Here is a 13,154-nt window from a genome sequence, read left to right as displayed (position 1 = left end):
GCTGTAACATTATCGACACTTATTTGGATTGAATTTCTCTCTGTAAAGAGACATTCAGTTCGTTTCTTAAAATACACGCGAATCAGTATTAATCAAAACAAACCAAAATTATGAAAAAACCAGTTGGTAAACAACGATTACTCCATCGAATCATGAAAATAACACTATTTCAGTTTGTCTTAGCACTTATATTTTCAAGTGTTACAATGGCAAACAGTGTAAATGGGCAAAAAAAATTAGATACTAAAGTTACAATTACAGTTGAAAATTTAACTTTAGATAATGCATTATCTAAAATTGAAAAGTCTGCACAAGTAAAATTTTCTTATAATTCAAGATTACCTCAATTAAACCAAAAAGTAAGCATTGAAGCAAATCAAGAAACATTAGCTAGTATTCTTAGCAGAATTCTGGTTCCATTTAATATAACTTTTTCAGAAGTAAGCAATCAGATTGTTTTGCAAAAAAGTGTGTCGACAGACTCATTTTCAAGTACAGCAAATCATGATGGTTTAACAAATATTTTTACTGCAGGTCCTGTTATTAAAGGAAAAGTAACAGATGCATCGGGTAGTCCGCTTCCTGGAGCAACAGTAATGGCAAAAGGATCTAAAATTGCCGTTCTAACAGATTTTGATGGAAATTTTTCTATCGAAATGCCTGCAAACAGTACAGCATTAGTGATTTCTTATGTTGGGATGGAAACAAAAGAAATCGGTATTTCAAATACTTCACCAACTATTGTCTTGACTGAATTAGGTCAAAATTTGAAAGAAGTTGTGGTTACAACTGGTTATGAAAAAACTTCTAAAAGAACATTTACTGGTGCCATAAGCAAAATTTCTGGTGCCGAATTAAAAGTTGATGGTGTAGTTGACGTAAGCCGAATGATCGAAGGAAAAGCTGCGGGGGTTACTGTGCAGAATGTTACAGGTACTTTTGGTACAGCTCCAAAAATTACAGTTCGTGGTTCATCTTCTATTTTTGGAGATACAAAACCGCTTTGGGTAATTGATGGTGTTGTTCAAGAGGACATAATTAACTTGTCATTTGCTGATTTGACTTCCGGGAATTCTGAAACCTTATTAAGCTCATCTGTTGCCGGATTAAATGCCAATGATATACAAAGCATTGAAATTCTTAAAGATGCATCGGCTACGTCAATTTATGGTTCAAGATCGTTAAACGGAGTTGTTGTTGTAACTACAAAACAAGGAAGAAGAGATTCTCCATTGAAAATTACTTATGGTTTAGAACAAACTGTTAGAGCGGTTCCTAGTTATACGCAATATGATATTTTAAATTCTCAAGAAACGATGAGTATTTTAAAAGAAATGGAATCAAAAGGTTACTTAGATTTGCCTACTACAGTAAATGGAAGATATGGTGGGGCATACAATATTTTAGGTAGAGCTATAAATACTTTCAATCCTGAAACGGGAACTTATTTAGTAAATAATGATCCAGTAAGCCGAAATAATTTCTTGAAAAAATATGAATTGGCAAATACTGATTGGTTTAAAGTTTTATTTAGACCTTCTATAACACAAAATCATTCATTAAGTTTTTCAGGTGGAGGAAAGAACAACACTTTTTATGCCTCTTTGGGATATTATACAGATCCAGGTTGGACAATTGCTGATGATGTAAAACAAATTTCAAGCAACATTAAAGGGACATTCTACGTAAATGACAAGTTGAATATTACGTTGTCTACTTTGGCATCTGTTCGTGATCAGGGCGCGCCAGGAAGTTATGAGAGCGAAAAAGATGTTGTTTTTGGTAAAGTAACTCGTGATTTTGATATCAACCCATTTAATTATGTTTTGAATACAAGCAGAACTTTAAGACCTTATGATGATAATGGAAATCTAGAATATTACAGAAATAACTGGGCCAAAATGAATATTATCAATGAGTTGGCTAATAATTATATGGAAATCGAAGTGAAAGACATTCGCTTTCAATTGGATCTAGATTACAAGATATCGCCACATTTAACTTATAACTTAACAGGTTCAGCTCGTTATGCAAATACTAGCCGTGAACATAAGATTTTAGAAGGCTCAAATGTTGCAGGAGCATATCGTGCAGGAACTCCTCAAGGAGAAGACGGTGTAAACACCTTAGTTCGTAATGACAATATTTTTTTATTTCAAGATCCTAATGATTTAACAGCTCCAAAAGTTTCTGTTTTACCAAATGGAGGTTTTTTAAGAAAGTTCACCAATGACATGACATCTTATAATTTAAGAAACAGTGTTAATTACCGAAATATTTTTAATGAGAAACACGAATTAGAAGGATTGTTTGGAACAGAGATGAGAGTTGTAGACAGAACCAGCGATAATTTTACTGCTGCAGGTTTGCAATATGACAGAGGTTTGACAGCATTTACAGATCCAAGAATTATTGAAAAAATTATAAATGGAGGTGATTCTTATTATGGTTTTAATGAAGAAAAAGAAAGAACTGTTGGTTTCTTTGGGAAAGTAGGTTATACTTACGATCGTCGTTATACAGCTTCTGTTACAGGTCGTTATGATGGTTCAAACAGACAAGGCGACAGTGGTTCGTCAAGATGGCTTCCAACTTATACTTTTAGTGGAAAATGGAATGTTGCCGAGGAAAAATTCATGAAAAATGTTGAGTCTATCAATACATTAGCGTTAAGAGCTTCTTATGGTTTGACTGCAACTGCGGGACCTGCGACGAACTCTTTAGCAATTTATAAAAGTTATATAACTGATCGTTTTAGTCTTGATGACAGAGAAACTTCAATTCGAATTGATGAACTTCAAAATGGAAATTTGACATGGGAAAAACAATTTGAGACAAACATTGGTGTTGATCTAGGAATGTTCAATAATAGAGTTCAATTTACTTCAGATGTTTATCGTCGTAAAGCCTTTGATTTGGTTGATTATGTAATCACTTCAGGAATTGGAGGGCAAAGAATCAGACAAGGAAATAATGCCGATATGGAGACTAAAGGTCTTGAGATTGGATTCACAACTAAAAATTTTGACAATAAAGATTTCAAGTGGTCAACAACCCTTAATTTTTCTGTTTATCATCAAGAAATCACAAGATTGCAAAATACGCCAACTGCATTTGATTTAATTGATTCAAATGGTGGAAATACTGTAGGTCATCCTCGTAACTCGTTATATTCATATCAATTTACAGGTTTAAATAATGAAGGTCTTCCAACTTTTGTTATGCAAGATGGAGCTGATAGTAATATTACAGGTGCTGATTTTCAGGATAACATAGATGTTACCAAATACTTAAAATATGAAGGATCAATTGAACCTAATAAATCTATAGGTTTAGCTAATACTTTTACTTATAAAAACTGGTCATTATATGTGTTTTTTGTTGGATCAGGAGGAAACAAAGTTCGTTTAAATCCTGTTTATGACAGTACTTATGATGATTTAACTGTATTCACAAAAGATTTTACAAACAGATGGATAAATCCAGGTGATGAAGAATTTACTAATGTTCCTGTAATAGCTGATAAACGTTTGAATTCTAATTATGGAGGTGCACGTACTTTGGCTAGAGCTTACAATACATATAATTACTCAGATGTTCGTATTGCTGATGGTGATTTTGTAAGATTGAAAAACATTTCTTTAAGCTGGGAATTTCCAAGTGATTTTAAGAGAAAAATAGGTGTTAGTACTTTTACTTTAAAAGGATCTGCAGTAAACCCTTGGTTGATTTATTCAGACAAAAGATTAAATGGCCAGGATCCAGAGTTTCGTAATTCTGGTGGTGTAGCGTTACCTGTTACATCTCAATATACTTTTACTTTAAATCTTTCATTATAATATTTGAAATTATGAAAAAAATAAAAATAGTTTTATCACTATTGATACTCATAAGTATTTATAGCTGTGATGATTTTCTTTCTGAAAAACCAGATAATAGAACCGAAATTGATACTCCTGAAAAAATATCTGAATTATTAGTAGAAGCGTATCCTACAATGAGTTATTTTGATATTGCTGAAACAATGTCTGATAATTCATTTGACAGCGGAATGCCAGAAACACTGATTAAAGATGAGCAAAATTATAATTGGTTAATAAATACTGAAACTGCCAAAATAGATACTCAAGCTTTCTATTGGGACGCTTGTTATAGAGCAATTGCTCACGCTAATAAAGCGTTACAAGCTATTGAAGAATTGGGCAATCCTGCGAGTTTAAATCCGCAAAAAGGAGAAGCTTTATTAGCAAGAGCGTATTCACATTTTATGTTGGTTTCTTTTTGGTCTCAGCGTTATAATCCAGCAACTGCAACTACTGATTTAGGAATTCCTTATGTTACAAAACCAGAAACAGAATTAGTTGTAAAGTACACAAGAAACACTGTAAAAGAAGTTTTTGATATGATTGAAAAAGATATCACAGATGGACTTCCTTTAGTAACAAACGATTACAAAGAACCTAAATTTCATTTCAATAAAAATGCTGCTAAAGCGTTTGCAAGCCGTTTCTATTTAATTAAAGGAGATTGGGATAAAGTAATTTCATTATCTGACGATTTAGGCTCTAGACCTGTAGGCAAATTAAGAGACTTTGCAAGTTATAAGCTTCTTACTCCAGAGAATCAAATGATTGCTTATGCAAGCAGTGGTGCAGAAACGAATTTGTTAGTTGTATCTGCAAACACTATTGTTCAAAGATCAGCACGTTATAATCGATTTTACTTATCTGGTCCAAGACAACCAGAATTGTTTGGAGCAGCGACAAGCTTATTTAATAAAACATGGCTGTACAATTTTTATACTTACAATTCAAGTATAACACTTTTTTGTCCAAAATTCTACGAATATTTTAAATACACAAATGTAACTGCTGGAATTGGAGAACCATACGTTGCTGAAGTTTTATTAAGCAATGATGAATTCTTTCTAAATCGTATTGAAGCACATGTAATGAAAGGACAAATTGCGTTGGCAAATGATGAGTTAGAATACTTTTTATCGACAAGAACAACTGGATATGTAGCAACAGATAAAGTGACACAAGCCAAAGTAGAGGCGAAATATCCTGTAATTGCTAATGAATATACTCCTTTTTATGCAATGACTCCAGTTCAAACCTCATATGTAAAAGCAATTGCAGAAACAAGAAGAAGAGATTTTATTCATGAAGGAATGAGATGGTTTGATGTTAAGCGTTTCAATATCGTGGTCAATCACGAAACATTTAATAAACCAACAAATACTCTAGTAAAAGATGATAAACGCAGAGCGTTGCAAATTCCTTTGCATGCTTCTAGCACGGGTGTTGAACTGAATCCTAGATAATCTTAAATTAAATTCGTATGAAACTTTTAAAATATAATAAAATTTTAGTTTTGGCACTTACTTCAGTATTGCTTTTTTCATGTGAGCACGAAGAGCAGCCAAAGGAAAGTCAATTAGATTACACGTCGCCTGTTCAGACAAATTTGGATAAATGGATTACGACGAATTATTTGAATCCATATAATATCAATGTTCAATATAAATGGAATCAAAATACAGTAGATAATAGTCGTTATTTATTTCCACCTACAATTGATAGAGTACAACCAGCACTCGAAATTGTGCAAAAAATATGGTTGAATAGTTATGCAACTATTGGCGGACCAGATTTTGTAAAAAAGATCTCTCCACGAGAAATTGTTTTAATTGGTGGTGTTAACTTAAATAGTGTTGGAACAAGAACATTAGGTTTGGCCGAAGGAGGACAGCGTGTAACCTTGTTTGAAACAGATTACATAGAAAGAACAAACCGCGCTAACGTAACTGAATTTATCCATACTATTCAGCATGAATACATTCATATTTTAAATCAGCATAAACCTTTTGATGAAAAGGCATGGGGTGCTATAACTCCGGCTGGATATGCTGCAGACTGGTATAATTATTCTATTCCAGTTTCTAATGAAATTGGTTTTATTACCAGTTATGCAAGATTGAATATTAACGAAGATTTTGCAGAAACAGCAGCAATGATTTTGATAAGTACTAAAGCAGAATATGCGACATTCTTATCTAAAATTAAAAGTCCAACAGCACTTGCCGCGTTAAAAGCTAAAGAAGCGTTAGTCGTGAAGTATTTTAAAGAAGCTTATGAAATGGATTTTTATGCTTTAAGAGATGAAGCAGAAAAGAATACAACAGCAGTAATTAACAATTAAACGAAGTATTATGAAAATGAAAAACATATATAAGTACTTAATTGCTGGTATTTTGGTACTGCAATTAAGCGCCTGCAGCAATACAGATGCAGAACAATTATTTGATGAAAATCCGACGACACGTTTGAATAATCAAAAATCCGAACTTAACGATGCATTATTGTCTTCACAATTTGGATGGAAAGCAGTTTATTTTACAGATAACACCGTTTTAGGTGGCTATACACATTTGTTTAAGTTTGCTCAAGATGGAACTGTAGAAATGGCTTCTGATTTTGATACCGATACAAATATTTACAAAAGTGAATACGCTATTCAGCTTGGAAGTACAGTGAGTCTAGTTTTTACGACTGCCAACAGAATACATTTATTATCAGAATCAGATAATTATCCAATTGCGTCGTTAAGAGCGAAAGGATATTTAGGAGATTTTCAGTTTTTATATTATGGACAAGAAAACGGAGATATTGTTTTTAAAGCCAACAGAAACAAACAAGAAATTCGCTTTGTAAAAGCAACAGCTCAAGATTGGGCAGATTTGCCGAAGAATTTCTTGATGATTCCAAATATTATTGGTAAAAATGCATTTGGTGCTAATAGAGGTTTGGAAATTGTAGATGGCACAAACAAAAAAACGTATGATTTTAATCCTTTTTCAACAATTACTAGATCAACAAGTTATAGTGATGCTTCGGCAAATAATGTATTAGGTATTGGATATGCGCCAAATGGATTAGTTGTAAGTCCTGCTATTGTAGTTGGGGGACAAAAATTAAGCAATTTTGTTTATAATAATACAGATGGAAGTTTTACTGCAACTGGTACAAACGGTATTAGTGCGTCAATCAAATATTCAAATATTCCTTTTGTAATTACAGATGATTATAAAGTGATGTTAAAAAGCCCATCTACTGCTTATGGATATATTGCAGCAAATCTAGCAACTGCGCCTACAAATTCTGCTTTATGTAATGCATTATTGAACGAGATAAATAATAATTTGCCTTCAACACAAAAAGTAAATAGAGTGCAGTTTACTTTTAATGATGCAAATGGAGATAGCTATATTGCTTATACTTTTACTGGAGGAAAAACAACGATCTATCATAATATAACTCTAAAAGAAGATGCAGCGAACAAAATTTTACAATTGATTTCTGGAACTTGGGAAAATAATTTAGGACAAACTATTCCTGAGCCAGATTTGTTGAAAAAGATCGACGCCGAATTAACAAACTCAAAAGGATTATATGCAAAAAAAGAAGCATTTACATTTAATGCATCTAATAAGTTATACACGTTTGCTAATGCAAACAATAACGGTTTTAGATTGACAACTTACGCATTTCAATAACGATTTTAGAAAGATAAATTTTTATAAACTTTTTAGTTTTGTTTTTAATTTTGGAGGAAAAGCAGCTCAGAATTTGAGCTGCTTTTTTTCACTTTTGCAAAGAATGAATATCATTTTTAAATAAATTAAATATTTAGAAAACATGATAAAAAAAATTGTAACACCAGTAAATGTTATTTTCCTTTTTTGGGGATTAGTATTAGTGACATTCTCAGAATCATATCCACAATACACAAGGTATTTTTTATATGCATCAATTCTTTTTATTCTTCCAGTAATGATTGTCAATCTGGTAAAACAAAGAAAAGAAGACAAACAAAATGGAACAATAAAATTTCAATCAGCAGTTTATAGGATAATTTTTATGGCAGTATTACTAGTAATTATGTATTTTATAACAAAACAAAATCACATCTAATTTTTATTTTTGTTTTTATTTTGAATGTAAAGCAGCTCATATTTTTTGAGTTGCTTTTTTTTGTTAGATAAGAAAAATAACATATTCCACTGATAATAGAAAATTATTCTTACATTTATATATGGATAATTAGCCTTTTAGGCTTTGTTCTTTGTCTGAAACTCGACAGACTTAAAATGATTGAGATATTTAACTTTTGTAATTATTTTATTATGTTAAAAACAATTTTAAACTTTAATGGAGTAGAAGTTTTAACTAGGAATCAACAACAAATTATTTTTGGAGGACAAACTGTGGCTCAATGTAAAAATTGGGCTCCTGCAGGTGCAAATCCTGCAATCTATCCTAATTATCCATGTGCTGAGATATATGAACCTGTAGAGCCATTAGAACCATTCGAGCCTTAAAGCAAGTTTTTTTTAATTGATAGTTATAAACTACGATAAGAATTCTCAATATTAAACCGTTTCATAATTTATGAAACGGTTTTTTTTAGACTTCATTCACTTATAAATAATAGTATTGTTATTTTATTAAACGCCCAAATAATCTATATTTGTATTTCAAAAAATAAAAACGAATACCTTAATATGAAATTACTAGAAGGAAAAGTAGCAATTATTACAGGCGCTAGCCGCGGAATTGGAAAAGGAATTGCTGAAGTTTTTGCTAAACACGGCGCAAACGTAGCATTTACATATAGTTCATCTGCTGCATCTGCAGAAGCTCTTGAGGCTGAATTGAATGGTTTAGGAGTTAAAGCTAAAGGATATCAATCAAATGCAGCTGATTTTAATGAAGCACAAGCTTTTGTTGATGCTGTTTTGGCTGATTTTGGAACTGTAGACATTTTGATCAACAACGCCGGAATTACAAAAGATAATTTATTAATGCGTATGTCTGAAGCTGATTTTGATCAAGTTATTGATGTTAACTTGAAATCTGTTTTCAATATGACAAAAGCAATTCAAAAAACTTTCTTGAAACAAAGAGCAGGTTCTATAATCAATATTAGTTCTGTTGTAGGTGTTTCTGGAAATGCTGGACAAACTAATTATGCTGCTTCAAAAGCGGGTGCAATTGGTTTTACAAAGTCTGTAGCACTTGAATTAGGTTCTCGTAACATCCGTTGCAACGCAATCGCTCCAGGTTTCATCGAAACTGAAATGACTGCAAAATTACCTGAAGATGTAGTAAAAGGATGGAGAGAAGGAATTCCGTTGAAACGTGGAGGAACTACAGAAGATGTTGCAAATGCTTGTCTTTTCTTAGCTTCAGATATGAGTGCATACGTTACAGGACAAGTTCTTAATGTTTGCGGAGGAATGCTTACCTAAGATTCTAAGTTGCTAAGGTTCTGAGGTGCTAAGTTTTTTAATCTGACTCTGGAACAGAACACAATTTTTAATCTGATCACTGCAAACTGATACTGAATACTAAATATATATGACTACAAACACAATTTTTTTATTATTGCTTTCTTTAATAATTGCTGGTGGTTTGTCGTATTTTCAATATTTTTTTAAAGCCAAAAACAAATCGAATCTGATTTGGTTTTTGGCTTTTTTACGTTTTCTGGCCATTTTTGCGTTATTGGTTTTATTAATAAATCCAATAATTTCTAAAAGTTCGCTTGAAATCACCAAAACGCCATTAGCAATTGCTGTTGATAATTCGAGCTCGATCGAAGTTTTGAAATCAGATAAAAAAGCAGTTGAATTATATCAAAAACTGATTTCAAACCCTGCTCTGAAAGAGAAATTTGACATTCAGTCTTATCAATTTGATGCCGATTTTAAATCTTCTGATAAATTTGATTTTAAAGGAAAACAAACCAATCTTGATGAAGTTGCCAAAAATCTAAAAAGCATCAACAAAAATCTGATTTTTCCAACGGTTATTATTACTGACGGAAATCAGACTACAGGAAACGATTATGTTTATCGATTTGATCCTGTCAATAAAGTTTATCCTTTGGTTGTGGGAGATACAACCACTTTTTTTGATTTAAAAATCAATCAGCTCAACGTAAATAAATACGCTTTCCATAAGAATAAATTTCCTGTCGAAGTTTTTCTACAGTATTCTGGAGATAAAGCCGCAACTGCCGATTTTACAATTTCACAAGGAAATTCGGTTGTTGTTAAAGAGAAAGTTTCTTTTTCTCCATCTAAAAAAACAGCTTCTTTGAATTTGCTTTTACCAGCAGATAAAGTAGGATTGCAAATTTTTAGAGCCTCAATTTCTTCAAATGCAAAAGAGAAAAACAGTTACAATAATATCAAGAATTTTGCGGTTGAAATAATAGATCAAAAATCTACAATTGCAATTGTTTCAGCTATAAATCATCCTGATATTGCGGCATTGAAACGTTCAATTGAAGTTAATGCACAACGTAAAGTGATTTTGGTTAAACCGAATGATATCAATCAATTACAAGAAGCTTCTGTTTTGGTTTTATATCAGCCAAATGCTTCATTTAAATCGGTTTTCGACAACAATAAAAATGCAGGAAGAAATACTTTTATAATAACAGGAAACAATACCGATTTCAATTTTTTAAATCAGCAGCAAAATAATCTGATTTTTAAAATGAGCGGACAAACTGAGGATTATTTATCTGAATTCCAATCTCAGTTTAATTTGTTTGCCATTGATAATATTGGTTTTGAAAATTTTCCTCCATTGCAAAACGCATTTGGAACCATTACTACAAATGGAAATCTTTCTGTTTTACTTTCTTCAAGAATCAGAAATGTTTCTACAAACGCACCTTTATTGGCTTTCGCCGAAAATCAAGGAAAAAGAACTGCTTTTCTTTTAGGAGAAAATAGCTGGAAATGGCGTTTGCAAAGTCATATTGATAATCAGTCTTTTGAAAAATACGATGTTTTTATTGATAAGATTATTCAGTTTTTAGCGACTTCAGCTTCAAAAAAATCATTGGTTGTTACGCATGAAAGCTTTTATAATTCAGGAGATGAACTTGTAATCAACGCACAGTATTTCAATAAAAACTACGAATTTGATGAAAAAGCGAGATTAACAATTTCGGTTACAAATTCTGAAACGAAGCAAAGCAAAAACTACGATTTATTGAAAGGAAATAATTCATACTCCGTAAATCTAGATGGATTAACGGCTGGAAAATATAATTTTACAGTAAAAGAATTAAATTCAAACACTTCTTATTCAAGTCATTTTGAAATTTTAGATTTTGATATCGAAAAACAATTTGTAAATCCTGACGTTATAAAATTAAAGCAATTGGCATTACAGACAAACGGAAAAGCTTTCTTCGAAAATCAGGCAGATGATTTGATTAATGCACTTTTAGAAAATAAGGAATACAAATCAATAGAAAAGAATGTAACCACCAAAACTCTAATAATAGATTGGGTTTGGTTGTTAATCTTAATTGCTGCTTTATTAACAACGGAATGGTTTGTTAGAAAATATAACGGATTGCTGTGATGGAATATAATCGAATTCCTTCTGCCATTTTGTAATCTTGTGGTTATAATTTAATAGTCAAAATTATGAAAGTTAAATACTTTTTTACTGTAGCAATTTTGATGGTAATTTTTTGTCTTTTTTCATTTTCAGAGACAAATAATACCATCAAAAGCAATCTTTTGGGAAACACGATTCAACAACGTTTTCAACTGCCTCAGGGATTTGTGAGAGAAGAGGAATCTAAAACTTCGTTTGACTTTTTTTTACGAAATCTTCCATTAAAACCCTTGGGTTCAAATGTTTTGTATTTTGATGGAACTATAAAACCAAATCGAAACGTTTATGAAGCGGTTGTGGATTTACCCATTGGGAAACAGGATTTGCATCAATGTGCTGATGCCGTGATGCGTTTACGAGCTGATTATTTTTATAGCCAAAAAGAGTACGATAAAATACATTTTAATTTTACAAATGGTTTTCGAGCTGATTTTAGTAAATGGGCCGCAGGTTTCAGAATTGCAGTTAAAGGCAACAAAACGAGTTGGGTTAAAACTGCAAAACCATCTGACAGTTATGAAAGTTATTGGAAATACTTAGAGACGGTTTTTATGTATGCAGGAACAGCTTCGTTAGAAAAAGAACTAAAACCAATTAATGCTTCAGACATAAAAATAGGGGATGTTTTTATAAAAGGAGGCTTTCCGGGTCACGCTGTCATTATAGTTGACATAGCTGTGAATCCAAAAAACAATCAAAAAATTATGCTATTAGCACAAAGTTATATGCCTGCACAGGAAATTCAAATATTGAAAAATCCAAATAATAGTTCGTTGAGTCCTTGGTACGCTGTCGATTTTGGAGCTTCTCTAAAAACACCCGAATGGACTTTTAGTTCCTCACAATTAAAACGTTTTTAAATGAAACGATTCTTTTTTTTAGTCCTTATATTTCAAAATGCTTTTTCGCAAGAAATCCCATTGAATGTTCAAAAATTAATCAAAGCATATCCAGATCAAATTGTTGGTTATAAAGACAATAAAATTATTTTTAGAGATAAATCGAGTTTAATTTATGATGATTTTAAAAATAAAACGAATCAAGAATTATTAGATAATCCTGATATTGAGGATCAATTTAAGTTTGTTTATAATAAAGCAGATAAGAATTTAATTCCAAAGGAAGATGCAGGAAGAATTCGAAATGAAGCTTTTTTTAAGAAAATTTACGGAAATTCAAAATCAGAAGTTGAATCAAAAATGACTGAAATTATTTGGTGTCCGAAATTAGTCAATCAAAAAGTAAAAGTAACAACCGTAAATGGGATTGATAAAATAGTGAAAAAACTCTCAGCAGAATTAGATGATAATCCAGAATTTAAAAAATACATTACTGATATTGGAGGGACATTTAATTGGAGAAAAATTTCAGGAACAAACCGATTGAGTATGCATAGTTTTGGAATGACAATAGATATTAATGTCAAAAATTCTAGTTATTGGCAATGGGATTGTAAATGTAAAAATGAAGATGCGACTCTTTTGTATAGAAATCAAATTCCTCTCAAACTAGTTTCGATTTTTGAAAAATATGGTTTTATTTGGGGAGGAAATTGGAAACATTATGACACAATGCATTTTGAGTATCGACCTGAATTTTTGTTATAAATTTTAAAATTATTTTATTTCAAAAAAATATTACGGAGGAAAGTGGATTACGAATTAA

The 13,154-nt window shown here is 31.6% G+C and carries 10 protein-coding genes; all 10 read left to right on the top strand.

Going from position 1 to position 13,154, the window contains the following annotated elements:
- The first annotated feature begins 110 nt into the window (after window positions 1-110).
- The 10 genes from GQ47_RS01095 to GQ47_RS01050 all read left to right on the top strand — a co-directional run bounded on the left by GQ47_RS01095 (window position 111) and on the right by GQ47_RS01050 (window position 13,096).
- Window positions 111-3,839 (top strand): SusC/RagA family TonB-linked outer membrane protein, encoded by a 3,729-nt coding sequence (locus GQ47_RS01095; protein WP_035643866.1) that lies wholly within the window; start codon window positions 111-113, stop codon window positions 3,837-3,839.
- A gap of 11 nt (window positions 3,840-3,850) precedes the next feature.
- Window positions 3,851-5,326, top strand: a complete 1,476-nt coding sequence (locus GQ47_RS01090) for a RagB/SusD family nutrient uptake outer membrane protein (protein WP_035643864.1) — start codon at window positions 3,851-3,853, stop codon at window positions 5,324-5,326.
- 17 nt (window positions 5,327-5,343) lie between these two features.
- Window positions 5,344-6,204 carry a substrate import-associated zinc metallohydrolase lipoprotein gene (locus tag GQ47_RS01085; protein WP_035643863.1) on the top strand — a complete coding sequence of 287 codons (861 nt, stop codon included), beginning with the start codon at window positions 5,344-5,346 and terminating at the stop codon, window positions 6,202-6,204.
- Window positions 6,205-6,220: 16 nt separating this feature from the next.
- On the top strand, window positions 6,221-7,558 hold the full coding sequence (locus tag GQ47_RS01080; RefSeq protein ID WP_238567929.1) for a DUF4302 domain-containing protein: 1,338 nt from the start codon (window positions 6,221-6,223) through the stop codon (window positions 7,556-7,558).
- A gap of 142 nt (window positions 7,559-7,700) precedes the next feature.
- Complete coding sequence (locus tag GQ47_RS23545) at window positions 7,701-7,976, top strand: hypothetical protein (protein WP_035643860.1); 276 nt, start codon at window positions 7,701-7,703, stop codon at window positions 7,974-7,976.
- Window positions 7,977-8,152: 176 nt separating this feature from the next.
- Entirely contained in the window at window positions 8,153-8,383 is a 231-nt protein-coding gene (locus tag GQ47_RS01070; RefSeq protein WP_152560973.1) for a hypothetical protein, read from the top strand.
- Between the two features lie 183 nt (window positions 8,384-8,566).
- Window positions 8,567-9,313 (top strand): 3-oxoacyl-[acyl-carrier-protein] reductase, encoded by a 747-nt coding sequence (gene fabG, locus GQ47_RS01065; RefSeq protein WP_035643856.1) that lies wholly within the window; start codon window positions 8,567-8,569, stop codon window positions 9,311-9,313.
- A 109-nt stretch (window positions 9,314-9,422) separates the two neighbouring features.
- On the top strand, window positions 9,423-11,450 hold the full coding sequence (locus GQ47_RS01060; RefSeq protein WP_035643853.1) for a hypothetical protein: 2,028 nt from the start codon (window positions 9,423-9,425) through the stop codon (window positions 11,448-11,450).
- A 65-nt stretch (window positions 11,451-11,515) separates the two neighbouring features.
- Complete coding sequence (locus GQ47_RS01055; protein WP_035643851.1) at window positions 11,516-12,349, top strand: DUF4846 domain-containing protein; 834 nt, start codon at window positions 11,516-11,518, stop codon at window positions 12,347-12,349.
- Window positions 12,350-13,096, top strand: coding sequence for a M15 family metallopeptidase (locus GQ47_RS01050; RefSeq protein WP_035643849.1), 747 nt, complete (start codon window positions 12,350-12,352; stop codon window positions 13,094-13,096). It abuts the gene before it with no gap.
- The last annotated feature ends 58 nt before the right edge of the window (window positions 13,097-13,154 follow it).

Origin of the sequence: Flavobacterium sp. ASV13, assembly GCF_000745775.1 — a bacterium.
In the GTDB taxonomy this organism is placed as follows: Bacteria; Bacteroidota; Bacteroidia; order Flavobacteriales; family Flavobacteriaceae; genus Flavobacterium.
This window is presented reverse-complemented; position numbering and strand designations above follow the sequence as displayed.

Excerpts from the sequence above, each read along its gene's own strand:
- GQ47_RS01085 (WP_035643863.1), top strand. The coding sequence starts at position 5,344 with ATGAAACTTTTAAAATATAATAAAATTTTAGTTTTGGCACTTACTTCA.
- GQ47_RS01090 (WP_035643864.1), top strand. The coding sequence starts at position 3,851 with ATGAAAAAAATAAAAATAGTTTTATCACTATTGATACTCATAAGTATT.
- GQ47_RS01055 (WP_035643851.1), top strand. The coding sequence starts at position 11,516 with ATGAAAGTTAAATACTTTTTTACTGTAGCAATTTTGATGGTAATTTTT.
- fabG (WP_035643856.1), top strand. The coding sequence starts at position 8,567 with ATGAAATTACTAGAAGGAAAAGTAGCAATTATTACAGGCGCTAGCCGC.
- GQ47_RS01050 (WP_035643849.1), top strand. The coding sequence starts at position 12,350 with ATGAAACGATTCTTTTTTTTAGTCCTTATATTTCAAAATGCTTTTTCG.
- GQ47_RS01070 (WP_152560973.1), top strand. The coding sequence starts at position 8,153 with ATGATTGAGATATTTAACTTTTGTAATTATTTTATTATGTTAAAAACA.
- GQ47_RS01060 (WP_035643853.1), top strand. The coding sequence starts at position 9,423 with ATGACTACAAACACAATTTTTTTATTATTGCTTTCTTTAATAATTGCT.
- GQ47_RS01095 (WP_035643866.1), top strand. The coding sequence starts at position 111 with ATGAAAAAACCAGTTGGTAAACAACGATTACTCCATCGAATCATGAAA.
- GQ47_RS23545 (WP_035643860.1), top strand. The coding sequence starts at position 7,701 with ATGATAAAAAAAATTGTAACACCAGTAAATGTTATTTTCCTTTTTTGG.
- GQ47_RS01080 (WP_238567929.1), top strand. The coding sequence starts at position 6,221 with ATGAAAAACATATATAAGTACTTAATTGCTGGTATTTTGGTACTGCAA.